The sequence below is a fragment of the Pseudoduganella sp. OTU4001 genome (genome assembly GCF_038440195.1).
Classification (GTDB): Bacteria; Pseudomonadota; Gammaproteobacteria; order Burkholderiales; family Burkholderiaceae_D; genus Rugamonas.
On the sequence record NZ_JASATG010000011.1, the window covers coordinates 123,403 to 142,003 of the forward strand.

19 protein-coding genes are annotated in these 18,601 nt (G+C 65.1%); 7 read left to right on the forward strand and 12 right to left on the reverse strand.

The annotated features are described in order from the left end of the window. Positions 1 to 3 precede the first annotated feature (3 nt). The 5 genes from AAHE99_RS12815 to dapC all read right to left on the reverse strand — a co-directional run bounded on the left by AAHE99_RS12815 (position 4) and on the right by dapC (position 3,996). On the reverse strand, positions 4 to 372 hold the full coding sequence (locus tag AAHE99_RS12815; RefSeq protein ID WP_342117713.1) for a hypothetical protein: 369 nt from the start codon (positions 370 to 372) through the stop codon (positions 4 to 6). Beyond that, the gene (locus AAHE99_RS12820; protein WP_342117714.1) at positions 369 to 728 is read right to left on the reverse strand and encodes a hypothetical protein; all 360 of its coding nucleotides are present in this window, start codon (positions 726 to 728) and stop codon (positions 369 to 371) included. Before AAHE99_RS12820 ends, AAHE99_RS12815 begins: the two co-directional genes overlap by 4 nt. Positions 729 to 795: 67 nt before the next feature. Next, entirely contained in the window at positions 796 to 1,935 is a 1,140-nt protein-coding gene (locus tag AAHE99_RS12825) for a PilT/PilU family type 4a pilus ATPase (protein ID WP_342117716.1), read from the reverse strand. 25 nt (positions 1,936 to 1,960) lie between these two features. After that, entirely contained in the window at positions 1,961 to 2,782 is an 822-nt protein-coding gene (gene dapD, locus AAHE99_RS12830; RefSeq protein WP_342117718.1) for a 2,3,4,5-tetrahydropyridine-2,6-dicarboxylate N-succinyltransferase, read from the reverse strand. Then, the gene (dapC, locus tag AAHE99_RS12835; RefSeq protein WP_342117719.1) at positions 2,779 to 3,996 is read right to left on the reverse strand and encodes a succinyldiaminopimelate transaminase; all 1,218 of its coding nucleotides are present in this window, start codon (positions 3,994 to 3,996) and stop codon (positions 2,779 to 2,781) included. Before dapC ends, dapD begins: the two co-directional genes overlap by 4 nt. Positions 3,997 to 4,063: 67 nt before the next feature. Here dapC and AAHE99_RS12840 point away from each other — a divergent pair, with 67 nt between their 5' ends. Continuing rightward, positions 4,064 to 5,923: a DUF4153 domain-containing protein gene (locus tag AAHE99_RS12840; protein ID WP_342117721.1), complete on the forward strand. Its 1,860-nt coding sequence runs from the start codon at positions 4,064 to 4,066 to the stop codon at positions 5,921 to 5,923. Here the strand turns inward: AAHE99_RS12840 and AAHE99_RS12845 are convergent. Both AAHE99_RS12845 and AAHE99_RS12850 read right to left on the reverse strand, forming a co-directional pair. Next, a complete protein-coding gene (locus AAHE99_RS12845) occupies positions 5,920 to 6,666 on the reverse strand; it encodes a Mut7-C RNAse domain-containing protein (protein ID WP_342117722.1) in 747 nt (248 codons plus the stop codon). The two genes, AAHE99_RS12840 and AAHE99_RS12845, sit on opposite strands and share 4 nt — an antisense overlap. 2 nt (positions 6,667 to 6,668) lie before the next feature. Then, on the reverse strand, positions 6,669 to 7,043 hold the full coding sequence (locus AAHE99_RS12850; protein WP_342117724.1) for a MerR family transcriptional regulator: 375 nt from the start codon (positions 7,041 to 7,043) through the stop codon (positions 6,669 to 6,671). 57 nt (positions 7,044 to 7,100) lie between these two features. Between AAHE99_RS12850 and AAHE99_RS12855 the strand changes: the two genes are divergently transcribed. From AAHE99_RS12855 to AAHE99_RS12865, 3 genes are all read left to right on the forward strand, one after another. Further along, entirely contained in the window at positions 7,101 to 7,505 is a 405-nt protein-coding gene (locus AAHE99_RS12855; RefSeq protein WP_342117726.1) for a hypothetical protein, read from the forward strand. Positions 7,506 to 7,650: 145 nt separating this feature from the next. Then, positions 7,651 to 9,234, forward strand: a complete 1,584-nt coding sequence (locus AAHE99_RS12860) for a methyl-accepting chemotaxis protein (RefSeq protein ID WP_342117727.1) — start codon at positions 7,651 to 7,653, stop codon at positions 9,232 to 9,234. Positions 9,235 to 9,263: 29 nt separating this feature from the next. Then, positions 9,264 to 9,653: a VOC family protein gene (locus AAHE99_RS12865; protein WP_342117728.1), complete on the forward strand. Its 390-nt coding sequence runs from the start codon at positions 9,264 to 9,266 to the stop codon at positions 9,651 to 9,653. Here the strand turns inward: AAHE99_RS12865 and AAHE99_RS12870 are convergent, their stop codons facing one another. After that, positions 9,654 to 10,616 (reverse strand): dipeptidase, encoded by a 963-nt coding sequence (locus AAHE99_RS12870; protein ID WP_342117730.1) that lies wholly within the window; start codon positions 10,614 to 10,616, stop codon positions 9,654 to 9,656. 93 nt (positions 10,617 to 10,709) lie between these two features. On the opposite strand from AAHE99_RS12870, the gene AAHE99_RS12875 reads away from it, so the two are divergent. Beyond that, complete coding sequence (locus AAHE99_RS12875; protein ID WP_342117731.1) at positions 10,710 to 11,969, forward strand: DEAD/DEAH box helicase; 1,260 nt, start codon at positions 10,710 to 10,712, stop codon at positions 11,967 to 11,969. Between the two features lie 115 nt (positions 11,970 to 12,084). On the opposite strand, the gene AAHE99_RS12880 is transcribed toward AAHE99_RS12875, so the two are convergent. The 3 genes from AAHE99_RS12880 to AAHE99_RS12890 are packed head-to-tail and all read right to left on the reverse strand — an operon-like array spanning position 12,085 to position 14,481. Next, positions 12,085 to 12,747, reverse strand: coding sequence for a hypothetical protein (locus AAHE99_RS12880; RefSeq protein ID WP_342117732.1), 663 nt, complete (start codon positions 12,745 to 12,747; stop codon positions 12,085 to 12,087). Then, positions 12,744 to 13,706 carry an MlaD family protein gene (locus tag AAHE99_RS12885; protein ID WP_342117733.1) on the reverse strand — a complete coding sequence of 321 codons (963 nt, stop codon included), beginning with the start codon at positions 13,704 to 13,706 and terminating at the stop codon, positions 12,744 to 12,746. Before AAHE99_RS12885 ends, AAHE99_RS12880 begins: the two co-directional genes overlap by 4 nt. Positions 13,707 to 13,710: 4 nt before the next feature. Then, positions 13,711 to 14,481 (reverse strand): ABC transporter permease, encoded by a 771-nt coding sequence (locus tag AAHE99_RS12890; RefSeq protein ID WP_342117734.1) that lies wholly within the window; start codon positions 14,479 to 14,481, stop codon positions 13,711 to 13,713. Positions 14,482 to 14,529: 48 nt separating this feature from the next. On the opposite strand from AAHE99_RS12890, the gene AAHE99_RS12895 reads away from it, so the two are divergent. Further along, positions 14,530 to 17,406: a M16 family metallopeptidase gene (locus tag AAHE99_RS12895; protein ID WP_342117735.1), complete on the forward strand. Its 2,877-nt coding sequence runs from the start codon at positions 14,530 to 14,532 to the stop codon at positions 17,404 to 17,406. Positions 17,407 to 17,421: 15 nt separating this feature from the next. After that, on the forward strand, positions 17,422 to 18,324 hold the full coding sequence (locus AAHE99_RS12900; protein ID WP_342117736.1) for a sulfurtransferase: 903 nt from the start codon (positions 17,422 to 17,424) through the stop codon (positions 18,322 to 18,324). Here AAHE99_RS12900 and AAHE99_RS12905 read toward each other — a convergent pair. After that, positions 18,287 to 18,601, reverse strand: coding sequence for a c-type cytochrome (locus tag AAHE99_RS12905; protein WP_342117737.1), 315 nt, complete (start codon positions 18,599 to 18,601; stop codon positions 18,287 to 18,289). The two genes, AAHE99_RS12900 and AAHE99_RS12905, sit on opposite strands and share 38 nt — an antisense overlap.

The window sequence follows — 18,601 nt, forward strand, 5'->3', positions numbered from 1 at the left end:
ACCTCATGCCAGCCTATGTACGGCAGGAGTGCCGATCGCTTCGGCAATTTTGTCGGCAAACTTACTTAACCAATACCATGGCAGGATCGGCGGTCCGATTTTCTTAACCACCTCGTCATTTGAAATGACCATGAGTTCGCACATGCGATCCTCATGCGGGAACAAATAGTCATCGATATACATTCGTTTTTCCACGCAAATCAGCTTTGCAGGACTGCCCTCGAAGGTAATCGGCGCTTCAAACTGCCGCATTATGTTCCATGGCTCATTTATTTGCTTAGCATGTTTTTCTTTAGGGACCGGATGCCATTTCAGGGAGCCATCGTAGGTTCCATCCAGGATGTCTTCTATGAAGTCCAAATACTTGTTCATATGTCCTCCGAGTAAGAACTGATGTCCTTAAGGACTTCCTTGATGCCCCTTAAGTCACGCAAGTCAATCCTTTGATGAAGCGCGATCACAAGGCGACCACGTTTGGTAAGGTTTGACCAACGATAGAGGGGAAAGTTCCTGCGTAAGGAGTCAAAAATGCTGTCAAACTCATCGGACGCTGGGACGCCCTTTCCCATGTCGCTAATCGTTGATGCGAGTTCTTTCAGCCGTTGCTTGCGGCGGAAACGAATGATGTTGGTTTTAATGCTGCGAACCAGCAACAGCGAGATGACGGCAACGACCAAAGAGATGATCGATGCCCAGGATGAGATGAAGACGAGCTGGTCGGTCGTCATGGCGCGCTCCGCAGAAAGGCCGAAGCCTTGTTGTACTACGGAGCGGCCAGGGCGGCCTTGCGGGAGATCAGGAGTTCAGGGTGAACTCGGTGAAGGAGGTGTCGCCGACGGCTTTGAGTTCTTCTTCCTCGGCCGGAGGCGGGGCTTCCATGCCATGGTTCAGCAGCCACAGCAGGTTGGTGGCGGAATCGGCGTTGGCCAGCGCTTCGTCCTTGGTGATGGAGCCGTCCATTACCAGCTTGTACAGCGCCTGTTCGAACGATTGCGAACCCGGCGACAGGGACTTCTCCAGCGCTTCCTTGATGGCGCCGATCTCGCCTTTTTCGATCAGGTCCGAAATGTAGCGGGTGTTGACCATGACTTCCACCGCCGGGGTGCGGGTGCCGCCGCCGGCGGAGCGGATCAGGCGCTGCGAGACGATGGCCTTGATGGTGGAGGACAAGTCCTGCAGCAGCGCCGGGCGGTTCTCGATCGGGTAGAAGGAGATGATGCGGTTCAGCGCGTTGTAGGAGTTGTTGGCGTGCAGGGTGGCCAGCACCAGGTGGCCCGACTGCGCGTAGGCCATGGCCGAGGCCATGGTTTCGCGGTCGCGGATCTCGCCGATCAGGATGCAGTCCGGCGCCTGGCGCATCGAGTTGCGCAGGGCGGTGTAGAAGTCCTTGGCGTCGCTGCCGATCTCGCGCTGGTTGACGATCGATTTCTTGTTGCGGAACAGGTATTCGATCGGGTCTTCCAGCGTCAGGATGTGGCCTGAACGCAGTTCGTTGCGGTGGTCCAGCATGGAGGCGATGGTGGTGGACTTGCCGGAGCCGGTGGCGCCGACCAGCAGCACCAGGCCGCGCTTTTCCATGATCAGGTCGGCCAGCACCGGCGGCAGGCCCAGTTCGCCCAGCGGCGGGATGTTGGCCGGGACGAAACGGAATACCGCCGAAATGCTGCCGCGCTGGCGGAAGGCCGACAGACGGAAGCGGCCCAGGTTGGGCACGGAGATACCCATGTTCAGCTCATTGGTCGTGTTCAGCTCTTCCAGCTGCTCGGGCGAGCATACTTCGGCCAGCAGGCCGCGCAGGTTGTCGGGTTCGAGCTTTTGCTGGTTGATGGGGATCAGCATGCCGTTGATCTTGAGATGCACCGGCGAGCCTACGGCGAAAAACATGTCCGAGGCGTTCTTTTCCTTCATCAGCTGGAACAGGCGGTCCATTGCCATTTTTTGGGTATCTCCCTAAGAGGTTTTATACGCCGCGCAGCAGTTCGTTGATGCCGGTCTTGGCGCGGGTTTGTGCGTCCACGCGCTTGACGATCACGGCGCAGTACAGGCTGTACTTGCCGTCAGCCGACGGCAGCGAGCCCGACACCACCACGGAACCGGACGGCACGCGGCCGTAGGTCACTTCGCCGGTGGTGCGGTCGTAGATCTTGGTCGACTGGCCGATGTACACGCCCATCGAAATCACCGAGTTCTCTTCCACGATCACGCCTTCCACGATCTCGGAACGGGCGCCGATGAAGCAGTTGTCTTCGATGATGGTCGGATTGGCCTGCATCGGCTCCAGCACGCCGCCGATGCCCACGCCGCCGGACAGGTGCACGTTCTTGCCGATCTGCGCGCAGGAACCCACGGTGGCCCAGGTGTCGACCATCGCGCCTTCGTCAACGTAGGCGCCGATGTTCACGTAAGAAGGCATCAGCACCACGTTCTTGCCGATGAAGGAGCCGCGGCGCGCCACAGCCGGCGGCACCACGCGGAAGCCGCCCTTGGCGAAATCGTCGGCGCTGTAGTTGGCGAACTTGGTCGGGACCTTGTCGTAGAACTGCATGGTGCCGTCCGATGGCAGCACGACGTTGTTCTCCAGGCGGAAGGACAGCAGCACGGCCTTCTTGATCCACTGGTTGACGATCCAGGCGCCGTTTTCCTTCTGGGCTACGCGCAGCGAGCCGTTGTCCAGGCCAGCCAGCACGTGGTTGACGGCGTCGCGCACTTCGGCGCTGGCGTTGGACGGGTTGATCTCGGCGCGGTTTTCCCACGCGGTTTCGATGATTTGCTGGATGCTCATGATTTAACTAGTTGATGGCAGAATTGGACAATGCGGCGCGCCGCTTCCAGCCCTTCCTCGGTTTCGGCAACCAGCGCCATACGGATGCGGTTGCGGCCCGGGTTGGAGCCATGGGCGTCGCGCGCCAGGTAGCTACCCGGCAGCACCGTTACATTGTACTCGGCGTGCAGGCGGCGGGCGAATTCAGTATCGGACAGGCCGGTGCGGGTCACATCGGCCCACAGGTAGAAGCCGGCGTCCGGCATTTGCACGTCCAGCACTTCCTGGATAAGGGGCGTGATGGCGGCAAACTTGGCGCGGTATTGCGCGCGGTTTTCCTCGACATGGGTTTCGTCGTCCCACGCGGCGACAGAGGCGGCCTGCACATGCGGGCCCATGGCGCTGCCGTGGTAGGTGCGGTACAGCAGGAATTTCTTCAGCACTTGCGCGTCGCCGGCCACAAAGCCGGAGCGCATGCCCGGCACATTGGAGCGCTTGGACAGGCTGGAAAACACCACCAGGCGGGCGTAGGGCTCGCCGACCTTGGTCAGGCCAAGGATATTGGCGGCTTGCATGGCGCCCAGCGGCGCCTCGTCGCTGTGGTAGATCTCGGAATAGCACTCGTCGGCGGCGATGATGAAATTGTAACGTTCGGACAGGGCGAACAGGTGCTCCCAGTCGGTCAGCGTCAGCACGGCGCCGGTCGGGTTGCCGGGCGAACAGAGATACAGCAGGCGTACGCGCTGCCAGACTTCTTCCGGCACGCTGTCGTAGTCCGGGGCGAAATTGCGCGCCGGGTCGGAATTCACGAAATACGGCTCGGCGCCGGCCAGGAAAGCCGCACCTTCATAGATCTGGTAGAACGGGTTGGGGCACATCACCAGCGCGCCGGTATCGGGTGCGATCACCGTTTGCGCGAACGAGAACAGCGCTTCGCGCGAGCCGTTCACCGGCAGCACCTGCGTGGCGCGGTCGAGCGGCGGCAGGTCGTAGCGGCGTTCCAGCCAGCTGGCAATCGCATTGCGCAGCGCTTCCGAGCCCGCCGTGACCGGGTAGCTGGCCAGTCCGTCCAGGTTGTCCACCAGCGCCTGGCGGATAAAGGCCGGGGTAGGGTGTTTTGGCTCGCCCATGCCCAGGCTGATCGCCTTGTAGGCAGGATTGGGAGTGCTGCCGGCAAACAGCTGGCGCAGCTTTTCAAACGGGTAGGACTGCAGCTTGTCGAGATGTGGATTCATGGCGCTTACGGCTGGTTGAGCTATTGATTATATAGCGACACCGCGCAACAGTGGCGTTGCTGCAAAATTGACAACCAGCTATGATCGTCCGATGGATGCCATGCCGCCTGATCCGGTCTTGCCGGCCGCCCAGCCGCCGGTGCGCGATGGCGCCGTTACACGGCGCGTGGGCCAGCTACGGCTGCTGGTCGGACTGCTGCAGGGCGGCTTGCTGTACTTCCTCTATCACGCGCAGCAGGCGGGGGCCTGGCCGGCCAATCATCCGGGACTGTTTTTCCCGTTGGTGCTGGGTGCGATTGTGCTGCCGGTGCTGCTGATTTCCAGCCTGGGGCACCTGCCCCGGCGGCCGCTGGGGCTGTGGCTGGGGGCGGCGGCGCTGGTGCTGGTGGTGGTGGGCATGCATGACGCCTGGCGCAGTGCGCTGGATGGCGCGCCGCAGCCGCATCCTTCGGTATTGGCTATCCCGTTCTGCCTGGGCTTCTTTTTTGTCGCCCACAGCCTGGTGCTGGCCGGCGCTTATGACCAGCGCCGGCTGCCCCATTACGCCACCTGCTTCGAAAGCGCCTGGAAGCTGGCGATCCAGCTGCTGTTTTCCGCCATGTTCGTGGCCGGCGTGTGGCTGGTCATGTGGCTGGGCGATGCGCTGTTCGACCTGCTCAAGCTGAATTTCATCGAGGAGCTGCTGCGCCAGTCCTGGTTTTCGGTGCCGCTGGTGTGCCTGGCGTTCTCCAGCGCCATGCATACCACGGACGTGCGGCCGGCCATCGTGCGCGGCATCCGCAGCCTGCTATTGGTGCTGATGGCTTGGATCTTGCCGATTGCCGCGCTGCTGGTGGGCGGCTTCCTGGCGGCGCTGCCATTCACCGGCCTGCAGGCCTTGTGGCAGACGCGCCACGCCACCGCCGTGCTGCTGGCCAGTTGCGCGGTGCTTATTGTGCTGGTGAATGCCGCCTTCCAGGCTGGCGACGCGGAGGATAGCCTGGCGCGCAGCGTACGGTTTGCGGCGCGCGTGGCGTGTTTCCTGCTGCCGCCACTGGCGCTGCTGGGTGTGTACGCGCTGGGGCTGCGGGTGGGGGAGTATGGCTGGACCACCGAGCGGGTGCTGGCGGCGGCCTGCCTGCTGGTGGGCCTGTTTTATGCCGGCGGCTATGTGCTGGCGGCGGTGCGGCGTAGCGGGCCGTGGCTGGACGGGCTGCGCCACGTCAACCTGGCGGCTGCGTTCCTGGTGCTGGCGGTGGCGCTGGCGCTGTTTTCGCCGCTGGCCGATCCGGCGCGCATCGCGGTGGCGGACCAGGTGGCGCGGCTGGCTGGCGGCAAGATAGCGCCGGAGCGGTTTGATTTCGCCTTCCTGCGCTTTCATGGGGAACGCTATGGCCAGCAAGCCTTGCAGCGGCTGGCCCAGGACGGGGCGGGGCCGCAGGCGGCCGCTGTGCGCTCCCTCGCTGCGAAGGCGCTTCGCCTGAAGTACGAGGTGCCGGGCGACCGCGAGGTGGCGGTGACCCCGGCGGACAATCTGCGCGTCTGGCCCCAAGGCGGGCAGTTGCCAGCCGACCTGCTGGCACAGGATTGGCTGGCCGACCAGCCGCCTGCGACGCCGCGCTGCCTGCGCTACGCCGACAGCCGCTGCGACGCCTTCCTGCTCGACGCCGATGGCGATGGGGAGCAGGAGGTGCTGCTGCTGGGGGATACCCGGCGTGATGGCGATGCCTTGCTGGCGCGGCGCGACGGCAAGTGGCAGATGGTGGCGCGCTTGCCCATGCATCTTCTGGCGCCGGGCTGCCAGCAATGGCGGGAGCGCTTGCGGGCCGGTGATTTCACGCTGGCCGAAGCGCGCCTGCGCGAGATCGAGATCGGCGGCCAGCGCATCCCGCTGACGCCGGTCGAACCGCGGCGCATCGACTGCCCGCCCGCCGCTGCGCCGCGCTAGCCGGTGTCGACGCCCTGGCTGGCAAGCAGGGCCTGCATGCGGCGCCAGTGCGAGCCGCGCCAGAACACGCCGTGGCAGGTATCGCAGGTCAGGAACTCCTCATGCGCGGCGCGCACCGACGGCGGCAGCTGCCCGGTCACCTCGGTCTTGGACACCGGCCGCAGCGGCGCATTGCACGCCAGGCAGAGCGTGAATGGCCGCGCACTGGCCGCCAGGTCGAGCCGCTGGAACAGCTCCGCAAACTGCAGCGCCGGTTTCAGCGCCCGCACATAGCAGCCATGCGTGATGCCGCGCCGCTTGAGCAGGTCGCGGTCGCGGGTGAGGGCGATGCGGCCTTCATCCTCGGACAGCGCCGCCACGGTAGGATCATCGATCCGGTTATCGTACAGCGTATCGAAGCCCGCCATGCGCAGCAGGCGCGCCAGCCCGCCCAGGTGGGCGTCGGCCACGAAGCGCACCGTGCGCAGCGGCGCGCTGCGCACCCGCAGCAGCGGGCGCACGTCGAAGCTCTCGAATTTGGGATAGACCGCCACCCGGTCCCCATCGCACAGCATGCGCTCGAAGCCGGACGATTCGCCGTTGACCAGGATCAGCTCCACCTCGGTGTGCGGCACGCCCAGCGCCTCGATCATGTGCTTGGTGGTGGCGGCGCGGGCGCAAGGCACCGTGAATTCCACCTTGCGCCGCGCGCGCGGCAGGAAGTCGTTCAGTTCTTCATAAAAACGGAAGGTGGCCGAAACCATGGCTATGCAGCCGCCCGCAGCGGGCAGTCCGCCATGGCTTCGCCCAGGCGGCGCGCCAGTTCGCCGCGCAGGGCCTGCAAGCCATCGATGCGGCGGTCGATTTCGTCCAGTTTGGCCTGCAGCGCGCCGCGCAGGGCAACTGCGGTGGCGGCGCCGTCAGCCGCCGCCGACAGCAGCGGCAGGTCGGCTTCGATCTCCTGCAAAGTAAATCCAAGCGCCTGCGCGGTGCGGATATAGCGCAGCCAGTCCGCCGCTTCGGGCGGGTAATCGCGGTAGCCGTTGCCGCTGCGGCGCGCCCGCAGCAAGCCGCGTTTTTCGTAATAGCGCAGGGTGTCGCGGCTGATGCCGGTCACCTGCGCCAGTTCACCGATCTGCATGGCGCCTCCAAAAAGTGCTTGACCTTGGAGTGTACTCCAAGGTTTAAGCTGCGCAGCATGAAACTTCAAAACATCCAGAATCTGGTGCGCGCCAGCGCCGCCTACGACCTGCTGCTGACGGCGCCTTTCGCCACCCCATGGACCTTCGCCCTCGCCCATGGCCAGCTCTCCACCCTTAACCAGGCGCTGGGCGGGGCGCCGCTGCCGTCATTCGGCGCCATGCATATCCTGTTTGCCTGCCTGCTGGGCAGCATTGTGCTGGTGTGGTCCTGGCTGCGCCTGCGCGATCCGCAGCCGCAGTTCGCCGCCTACGACGGCACGGCGCGCTTCCTGTTCAGTACCTGGTTCGCCTGGGTGCTGGCGAGCGGCGGCCTGCCGCTGGTGTGGCTGTTCCTCATGCCGGAATTCGCCTGGGGTGTTGCGCAATGGTCGGCATTTGTCATTTTCCGTCACAAATGGTGACTAGTTGAAGTGCCGGTTCACCTCTCCGGGCTTATATTCCCCGCATCCAACGGGAGGTGAAATGAAGCAAGCTTTAAGTATTAAGAAAACGATTTTCTATTTCTTAATTTTTACCGCACTATTATCCGGCGTGACGTTCTACGGCATGTTGCAAGTGCTGCAGGCCCAGAACGAGGCCAGCCAGGCGAATGCGGAGCGCTACCGTTCTTATTTGCTGGCCGACGAACTGCGTCAGAGCTCCGACGACCTGACCCGCCTGGCCCGTACCTATGTGATGACCGGCGACCAGTCTTACGAGCGGCAGTACCTGGAAATCCTCGACATCCGCAACGGCAAGAAGCCGCGCCCGGAAAACTACGAGCGCATCTACTGGGACTTCGTCGCGGCCGGCAACCTGAAGCCGACCGCCGACGGCGAGACGGCGCCGCTGCTGGAGATGATGAAGAAGACCGGCTTCACCGAGCAGGAGCTGGGCAAGCTGGCGGAGGCGCAGGCCAATTCCGATGGCCTGGTGCGCACGGAAACCATCGCCATGAATGCCGTCAAGAAGAAGGACGAAGCCAGCACCGAAATGGCGCGGCGCCTGATGCACGATGGCGACTACCACCGCAACAAGGCCAGGATCATGCAGCCAGTGAACGAATTCCTGGCGTTGCTGGACCAGCGCACCAGCCAGCGGGTGGCCCAGGCCGAAGCGGCGACCGCCAAGGCGTTCCGCACCACGGTCGGCATCCTGGCGTTTTCGCTGGTGGCTTCCGGGATTGCGCTGTATGCCATTTACCGCAGCCTGATCGGCCAGCTGGGCGGCGAGCCCGCCGCAGCCAAGGAGATCGTGCAAAGGGTGGCGGAAGGTGACCTGACGGTGGAAATCGAACTGCGCGCCAATGACCGCAGCAGCTTGCTGTCGACCATGAAGGGCATGGTCGACAAGCTGGCCCAGGTCACGCGCGAAGTGAATAGCAGTGTCGAAATCCTGTCCAGCGCTTCCGAGCAAGTCAGTTCGACGGCGCAGTCGCTGTCGCAGGCGGCCAGCGAACAGGCGGCCGGCATCGAACAGACCAGCGCCGCCATCGAGCAGATGGCGTCTTCCATCGCCCAGAACAATGGCAATGCCAAAGTGACCGACGGGATTGCCAGCCAGGCCTCCAGCGGCGCCGCCGAGGGTGGCCGCGCGGTGAAGGAAACCGTGGCCGCGATGCAGCAGATCGCCCGCAAGATCAGCATCATCGACGATATCGCCTACCAGACCAACCTGCTGGCGCTGAATGCCGCGATCGAGGCGGCGCGCGCCGGCTCGCATGGCGCCGGCTTTGCGGTGGTGGCGGCCGAAGTGCGCAAGCTGGCGGAGCGCAGCCAGGAAGCGGCGCAGGAGATCGAGCAAGTGGCTTCCGGCAGCGTGGCGCTTGCCGAACGCGCCGGGGTCCTGCTTGACGAGATGGTGCCGAAGATCCGCCAGACCTCCGACCTGGTGCAGGAGATTGCCGCCGCGTCCGACGAGCAGGCGGCCGGCGTGAACCAGATCAATGCCGCCATCTCCCAGCAAAGCCAGACCACCCAGCAGAACGCTGCCAGTTCGGAGGAGCTGGCTGCAACGGCGGAAGAAATGAGCTCCCAGGCGGAACAGCTGATGCGGACCGTGGCCTTCTTCAAGCTGGACAAGCCGGGGCACCAGGCTCCCGCCGCACGCATTGCGCAGCCTATACGGCTGGCCAGACTTGAAGTATGCTGAACCTCCGGTAAGCAACAAGGGAGGGTGATATGCAAGCGCAACCTTTAATTGCTGTCAGCAACGTCGAGGCGGCCAGCCGCTGGTACCAGAAGACGCTGGGCCTGAAGAGCGGCCACGGCGGCCATGAGTACGAACAGCTGCTGCACGACGGACGCATGGTGCTGCAACTGCACCGCTGGGACGCGCACCACCATCCCCACATCGGCAATCCGGAACAGCGGCCCTATGGCAATGGCGCGCTGCTGTGGTTCTGGACCGACGATTTCGACGATGCGGTCGAGCGCGCCGCAGCCGCCGGCGCCACCGTGCTGGAAGGGCCGAAGGAAAACAGCAACGCGCAGCACCGGGAACTGTGGCTGCGCGATCCGGAAGGGTATGTGGTGGTGCTGGCCGGGCCTTACGGCGACGTCGGCATGTGATTACTGCCAGGTGGCGCGCGCCACCCGCAGCATATTGCGGCCCAGGACCTGCTCGATCTCGCTGGGCGCCATGCCCAGCTTGCGCAACTCCATCGGCAGCGCCTTCCACGCGTTGAGCGGAACGAAGGCAGGCGCGCGCCCGGCGCGGTAGCCCGCCGCTTCCGGCCACCACCAGGACGGGTCGAAAGCGCCGGGCGGCGTATCGTCCAGGTCTTTCTGGGTGAGGCAGATATCCAGGCCGATGCCGACGTGGGCCACGCCCACCAGGTCGGCCACATAGCCCACGTGGCGCGCCACGTCGGCCGCCGCAGGCTGTTCGCTGCCAAGGAACCAGGACAGGCCCGAAATGCACACCACGCCGCCGGTGGCCGCGCAGGCGTGGATCTGTTCATCGGTCACATTGCGGCCATGCGGCACCAGCGCGAAAGGGTTGGCGTGGCTGAACACCACCGGCTTGCTGGATGCGGCCATGATCTCCAGGCTGCACAGGCGGCCCGTATGCGAGCAATCGACAATGATGCCGGCGGCGTTGACCGCTTCCAGCATGCGCTGGCCCAGCGGCGTCAGTCCGCGCGCGGTGTCGTGGCAGCCGTCGGCCACGCTGTTGTTGCGGTTGTAGGCGAAATGCATCTGGCGCACGCCGAGCTGGGCGTAGACTGCGGCCATCTCCGGCTGGTCCATCAGCGGCATCGCACCTTCCAGGTCGAAGCCGATGGCCAGCACGCCGTCTGCGGCGGCCTGGATGATTTCATCCACGCCCGACACCAGGCGGTAGCGCTCCGGATTGGCGGCGATGGTGGCGCGGTAGCCGGCGATCACGGACATCACCTGCGGAACAGGATTCATGTCCGCGCCCACGTTGATCGACACATAGTTCACGCCGGCGGCGTGCAATTGCTGAAGCGGTGAAAAATCCGCCTGCGGATGCTGCGGCAGGCAGAGGTGGGCGTCCCAATTAATCATTCTTCTACGGCAGTTGGTAGTTTGATAGCACGCGTATAGTCGCATGAAACGGCGCGCAAGGTATACTGGCGCCTTGTCCATCAGAAGCACACCATGAATTTTTCCAGCCTGGGCCTTGCGGCCCCACTGCTCAACGCCATCACCGAAACCGGCTATAGCACGCCGACCGCCATCCAGTCCGCCGCCATCCCGCCGGCATTGAAGGGCGCCGACGTGCTGGGGCAGGCGCAAACCGGCTCCGGCAAGACGGCCGCTTTCGCGTTGCCGCTGCTGGATGCCTTGCTGGCTGGCCGCAGCGGCGCCGGCGCCGGTCCGCGCAAGCTGCACGCGCTGGTGCTGACGCCGACGCGCGAACTGGCGGCCCAGGTGGGCGAGACCATCCGCGGCCTGGCCTCGCATTTGCCGGTGCCGGTGAAGGTATCGGTGGCCTTTGGCGGCGTCTCGATCAATCCGCAGATGATGGCGCTGCGCGGCGGCACCGACATCATGGTTGCCACGCCCGGCCGCCTGCTGGATCTGATCGAACACAATGCGCTGAAGCTCGAGGGCACGTCCGTGCTGGTGCTGGATGAAGCCGACAAGCTGCTCGACATGGGCTTTGCCGACGAACTGGCGCGCATCATGGCGCTGCTGCCGGCGCGGCGCCAGAACCTGTTCTTCTCCGCCACGTTCCCGCCGGCGGTGCAGGCGCTGGCCGAAAAGCTGCTACACGATCCGGTGCGGGTGGCTGCCGAAGTGGTGGCCGCGCATGCGCCGGATATCACGCAGCGCGCGATTGAAGTCGACCAGGCCGAGCGCACCAAGCTGCTGCGCATCCTGCTCAAGGAAGAAGGCTGGCGCCAGGTGCTGGTGTTCGTCGCCACCAAATACGCCTCCGAACACGTGGCCGACAAGCTGCGGCGCGGCGGCGTGGCGGCGGAAGCTTTCCACGGCGACTTCAGCCAGGGCGCGCGCACCTCGGTGCTGAACGACTTCCGCGAAGGCAAACTGAAGGTGCTGGTGGCGACCGACGTCGCCGCGCGCGGCATCGACATCGCCCAATTGCCGGTGGTGGTCAATTACGACCTGCCGCGCTCACCGGCCGACTACACCCATCGCATCGGCCGCACCGGCCGCGCTGGCGCATCCGGCCTGGCGGTCAGCTTCATCACCCCCGACGCCGAGCAGCACTTCCGCCTGATCGAAAAGCGCCATAACGTGCGGGTTGCCCGCGAGCGCGTGCCCGGTTTCGAACCCACCACGACCGCCCAGCCCCTGCCACCCGGCGCCAGCGACGGCAGCGGCGGCATCAAGGGCAAGCGAAAGAGCAAGAAAGACAAGCTGCGCGAAGCCGCCGCCAAGTCCGCAGACTAACTACGGCCGCGCCCGTGTCCACCTTGGGGTCAGGCTCTTTTGTAGACACGAACTCAGCCGCACGACGCTTGAGTCTGTGTCCACCAAAGAGCCTGACCCCAAGGTGGACACGGGCTCAGCTGGAGGCGAGGGTGATGCGGCGGCGGAGGCGGGCGGCTTCGGTGCTGTCGCCGGCTTGCTCGGCGCGCTGGAGCTGGACTTGCAGCCAGGCGAGGACGGCGCGGCGCCAGCCTTGCGATGAGGCGGTGTCGGCGGCCATCGCCAGCAACTCGGGTGTGGCGCGGTTGGCGCGCAGCAGGGCGCCGGCGGCGACCAGCCGTGACAGGGGATCGGCAATCGCCGCGGCGGCGCTGGCGGCTGCGCGGTCGTCGCCGGCTCCAGCGACGGCGCGCTGGGGCTCGGGCAGCAAGGCGGCATCGGCGGCGCTGGCGCGGCCTGATAGGTAGCGGGCGTAGGCTTCGTCGGCGGCGCTGGCGTCTGGCTGCAGGGCGGCAAAGCCGCTGCATTCTTCGAAGGCGAGGGCGGCGACTTGCACGGCGCAGCGCAGCAGCTCCACTCGGATGGCTTGCTCGGGCTTGGCAGTGCTGCCTACCTGGCTGCGCGCCAGCTTGAATTCACGCTCGGCGACGGCGCTCTTGCCTTCGAGGTAGGCGGAGGTGGCGCGTTCGGTGGCGCCGGCGGCATTCAGCTGCCAGTCGGGGACGCGCGGGCCGCTGCCGCAGGCGGCCAACAGTGCTGCCAGCATGGCGCAGCAGGCGGCGTGGTGCGGCTTGGTCATGGCAGCTTGATCTCCGGTTCGTTGCGCTTGAATGGCCATTTGCGGTTCAGTTCATTGATCATCTGTTCGATCTTGCGCACATTGGCGTCGACTTCGGCGCGCAGGGTGCCCAGATCCTCGGTGGCGGCGCGGGTGTTGGCGCCGACGGCTTGCGCTTCGACCAGCACCGCATCCAGTTTCTTCAGCGTGGTGCGGGCGTCGCTCAGCAGGGCGTTCAGCTGCTGCACCGCGGCCTGGGTGTCGTTGGCGATGCCTTTGTCGCCGAACACGCGCTTGTCGGCGTTGCCGATCAGGGTGTCGGCCTTGATCACCAGCGAATTGGCGTTGCGCAGCAGTTCGCGTGCTTTCTGGTCTTCGCCTGCCAGCACGCCAAGCGCGCCGCCCGGGCCGTTCAGTTTCTCCGTGACGCCCTGCACATTGCGCAGGCTGGTGCCGAGGGCGGATTCTTCCGCGGTCAGCGCCGCCAGGTTGTTCAGCAGGTCTTTGGCTGATTGCAGCAGGCGCGGGATCTCGGCCGCCATGTCGCCCACCAGCAGGGCGCGTTCGGCGTCCGGCGGCAGCGGCGGGTCGGCCGGGATGCCGGTGAAGGCGCGCAGCTTGGCGCCGCCCACCAGGCTCTTTTCCAGCGTGAAGATGCTGGTCGCGCGCAGCCAGTGCGCGTCCTTCTTCGGCACGTCGACCAGGATGCGCGCCTTGCCGTCCTGCGCCAGTTCGATGCGCTGCACGCGGCCGATCGGGAAGCCGGCAAACGTCACGTCCATGCCGACGCTGACGCCTTCCGAGTCGTCGGCGGTCAGCACCAGGCGCTGGGTGGGTTCGAAGGCGCCGCGCGCGTACATCAGGTACATGATGGCGCCCAGCACCAGGGCCACCAGCAGCACCAGCAAGGCCACCGCCTTGGCTTCGGCATTGTGGATCGGCGCCGGTTCCGCGCCGGTCGGGGGAGTCGTTTCGCTCATATTGTCAGTAATAGTTGCCCATCAGGGAAGCCGCTTCCACCACCAGGATCACGGAAAACATGCGCACCATGTCCGCCAGCCCGTGCGCCACGCCCATGCGCCGCAGCAGCGGGCTGGAAGCGCCGCTGTAATAGGAGGAAGCGAGCGGGATCACCGCCACCGCCAGGCTGAAAAACACGATCTTCAGCACCAGGATCAGGCATATGGCGGGATTGAAAATCTGGCCCACCACGCGGGTGTAGCCGGGTAGCGCCCACGGCGTGAAACCGTACATCACCAGGTAGGCCAGCACCAGGGTGAGGGCGCAGCTGACGGCGGCCAGCATCCATACCGCAAACACGCCGGCGGCGGCGCGCGGGTAGAACTGGGTGCGCAGGGCGGCCCGCGCGTCGGGCGCTTTGCCGGCCAGCCTTTGCTGGGCGAATTCGACGCCGGCGGGCAGGGTGGTGCGCAGCGCCACGAACAGGGCGGCGGTCAGCGGCACCAGTTCCAGCACCAGTACCCGCACCACCATCTCCAGCGCGTAGCGCGACAGGCCGTAGCTGGACGAGGTGACGACGACAATGCGGATGATGACAAGGCTGATCAGGGCGCACAGCACGGAGAACCAGGCCAGGTTGGCGGTGGTGGCGACCACGATCTGCTCCGACAGCATGCGCCGGTTGTCGCGCCGGTAGCTGGATGGCGCCATGGCGCGCGTGAGCAGCAGCGCGGCGAACTGCAGCAGCTGCCACCAGCTGGTAAGCCAGGCGATTGCGGAGCGGTGGGCGTTCATGTGCGCATACTAGCACCAGGAAGGCCCTATGGTGTATCGTACAGTGTTATGAAACTACTAAAATTCCTCCTGGCGGCCACCCTGGTGTGCTGCTCCCTGGTGGCTTCCGCGGCCCCGGAACTGTCCACGCCATTGCAGGTCGGCCCGCAGGTCAAGATGGGCAAGCTGGCGAATGGCCTGACCTACTATATCCAGCCCAATCGCCGCCCGGAAAAGCGGGTCGAGCTGCGCCTGGTGGTGCGCGCCGGTTCGGTGCTGGAGGACGAGGACCAGCTTGGCCTGGCCCACTTCACCGAGCACATGGCCTTCAACGGCTCAACCAATTTCAAGCGCCACGAGCTGGTGTCCTGGCTGCAGTCGGTGGGCGTGAAATTCGGCGCCGACCTGAATGCTTACACCAGTTTCGACGAAACCGTGTACATGCTGCCGATCCCGGTCGACAAGAAGGAGAACCTGGACAAGGGCTTGCTGGTGCTGGAAGACTGGGCCCAGGGCGTGACCTTCAACGATGCCGATATCGAGAGCGAGCGTGGCATCGTGCTGGAAGAACTGCGCCTCGGCAAAGGCGCTGCGGACCGCATGAACAAGGTGCTGCTGCCGAAGGTATTCAATGGTTCGCTGTATGCGCGCCGCCTGCCGATCGGCAAGGCGGAAGTGCTGAAGTCCTTCAAGCCGGAGGCGATCCGCCGCTTCTATAAAGACTGGTACCGTCCGGACCTGATGGCGGTGATCGTGGTCGGCGACATCGACCCGCAGGAGGCGGAACGTTTGGTGGTCAGCCACTTCTCCAAGCTGGTGAATCCCGCCAGCCCGCGCCCGCGCACTTACGCCAGCATTCCTGAACGCACCGAGTCGGAGGCGCTGGTGATCACCGACCGCGAGGCGCCGTCGAACCAGGTGGTGATCCGTTACCCGTTCACGCCGCGCCAGGAGTCGCGCACCGTGGGCGAGTACCGCAGCAAGATGGTGGAGAACCTGTCGGCGGCCATGCTGAGCCAGCGTATTGCGGAATTGACGCAGCAACCCAATCCGCCGTTCCTGCAGGGTTTCAGCAGTCTTGGCAAGGCGGTGCATGGCCATAACGCCTTCGTCTCCAGCGCGGTGGTGGGCAAGGCTGGTACGCTGCCGGCCATGCGCGCGCTGGTGGAAGAGGGCGAGCGTGCGCGCCAGTTCGGTTTCGGCGCGGCGGAGCTGGAGCGCGCCAAGAAGAACACCATGCGCTTCGTCGAGAACCTGTACAACGAGCGTGACAAGACCGATTCGGGCGTGCACGTGGCAGAAATCCAGCGCCATTTCCTGGATGGCGAGTCGATGCCGGGCATCGAGGCGGAATACGGTTTCCACAAGAACTTGCTGCCCGGCGTGACGCTGGAGGAGGTCAACGCGCAGGTGCGCAACGCGATTCCGGTCGGCCAGAAGAAGCTGATCATCTTCATGGGCAACGACAAGTCGGGCACCGTGGTGCCGAACCCGTCGCAGATGCTGGCCACCGTGGAGGAGGCTGAAAAAGCCACCGTGGCGGCGCACGAGGAGAAGGCGCTGGCGGCCAGCCTGATGGCGCAGCCGCCAAAAGGCGGCCGCATCGTGAAGGAAAGCACCGACAAGGCGCTCGGCACCACGGAACTGACGCTGTCCAACGGCGTGCGCGTGGTCCTGAAGCCGACCGACTTCAAGAACGACCAGGTGGTGATGACCTCGACCCGCTTCGGCGGCACCTCGCTGGCTGAGGAAAGCGATATCGTCAACGCGCGCTATGCCAACGGCGTCCTGGCCAGCATGGGCGTCAAGGATTACTCGCCGTTCGAATTGCAGAAGATCCTGGCCGGCCGCAGCGTGGGCTCGGTCTACGCAATGGGCAGCTTCACGGAAGGTTACGGCGGCACATCGACCAATACCGACGTGGAAACCCTGCTGCAGCTGGTCTACCTGCAAATGACCGCGCCGCGCCGCGATCCGGCGCTGTTTGAAGTCTTTATCGACAAACAGCAGGAACAGGCGCGCAATGCGCAGGCGCGCCCGGAAGCGGTGCAGACCGATACCATGCGCACCATCCTGTTCGGCAACCATCCGCGCGTGGCGCTGACGGCGCGGCCGGAGGAATTCGACGGCATCCGGATGGACCGCGTGATGGCGCTGCACAAGGAGCGCATGTCCAGCGCTTACGGCATGACCTTCTTCTTCGTCGGCAGTTTCGACCTGGCGAAAATCAAGCCGCTGCTGGCCACCTATATCGGCGGCCTGCCGGCGCACAAGATCGCTACCGAGTACATGGACCGCAATATTCGCCCTGTGCGCGGCGTGGTCAAGAAGGAAGTGCGCCGTGGCCGCGAACAAAAGAGCCATGTCAGCATCAATTTCAGCGGCGAGACCACCTTCAGCGAGATGGAGCAGCTGCGCCTGCGTGCGCTGGTCGAGATCATGCAGATCAAGATGACCGAGTCGCTGCGTGAGCAGAAAGGCCTGGTCTATGTTGCCAATATCGGCGGCGGCATGGCGCGCAATCCATACGCCAATTACAGCATCAATATCGGCTTGCCGGTTGCGCCGGAAAATGTGGACAAGGCGGTCGAGGCAACCTTTGAAGAAGCACGCAAGCTGCAGGAGAAGGGACCGGAGGCGGCCGACCTGGCCAAGATCAAGGAGAACTGGACCAGCAACTACCGCCGTGCGCTGCGCGAAAACGGCTGGTGGGCGGGCAACCTGCAGGCGGCATTGGTCAACAAGACCGATCCGAAAGCAATGCTGCGCCAGAACGAGATGATCGCCAGCCTGACCGCGGCCGATGTGCAGGCTGCCGCCAAGCGCTATTTCGACTTCAAGAACTATGTGCAGGTGGTGCTGCATCCGTCGGAAAAGCCGGAAGCCAAGCCGGAGGCAAAGCCGGAAGCCAGGCCCGAAGCTGGTAAACTCCCGGCTGGTAATTAAATTGAGTTGCAAAAAATGCATTTCCGTCCCGACCTGGCGCGCTGGCGCCAGCTGCCATCGCCTGCCTGGCTGGCGCGCCTGCTCGACGGCGTCCCGGTACTGGCGGCTCCGGCCGGGACCTGGCGCCTGTTCGAAGTAGGCTGCGGCGACCAGGCAGCCTTTGAAGCCGGCCATATCCCCGGCGCCGGCTATATCGATACCAACCGCCTGGAGCGGCAGCCGCTGTGGAACAAGGTGTCCGACGATGCCTTGCTGGCGCTGCTGCTGGAAAGCGGCATCCGCCACGACACCACTGTGATCCTGTACGGCCGCAGCTCGCTGGCCGCCGCCCGTGCCGCACACCTGTTGCTGTATGCCGGCGTAGCCGACGTGCGCCTGCTGGATGGCGGCCTGGATGGCTGGCTGCGCGCCGGCCATGCGCTGGAATCTGGCGCCGGCGCGGCGCCGCAGCCGGTGGCAGCCTTTGGCGCCGCATTCCCGCTGCGCCCCGACTTCCTGATCGACACCGCCCAGGCACGCGAACTGCTGCAGCAGCCGGACGGCGCCCTGGTCAGCATCCGCACCTGGCAGGAGCACGTCGGCGCGACCTCGGGCTACAGCTATATCGAAGCGCGCGGCGACATTCCCGGCGCGCGCTGGGGCCGTGCCGGCAATGACGGCGATGTGCACAGCATGAGCGAATACCAGCAGGCCGACGGCACCATGAAACCGCCTGCCGAAATCAGCGCGCTGTGGCGCCGGGCGGGCGTGGAGCCCGGCCAGCGCACCGCTTTCTACTGCGGCACCGGCTGGCGGGCTTCGCTGGCGTTTTTCTACGCCTGGTTGATGGAGTGGGAGCGCATCAGCGTGTACGACGGCGGCTGGTGCGAATGGAGCCGGGTCAATCCGCCTGCATCATGTAGCGGATCGCGGCCTTAAGCTGGGCGTCGTCCAGGTCGGCCTGGCCGCCGCGGGCGGGCATGGCGCCTACCCCTTTGGCTGCGTTGCGCACCAGGCCGTCCAGGCCGCCGGCGCGCTGCATGCGTTCCTGCCACTCCTTGCGCGCACCCAGCTTGGGCGCGCTGACCATCACATTTTCGACGGCGTGGCAGGCAATGCAGACCGATTCGTACACCGTGCGGCCCGGCTGCTGCGCCGGGACCGCGGTGGAAGCCAGCAGCCCGCAGGCTGCCAGCAGGGCGCGTGCCAGGCGCAT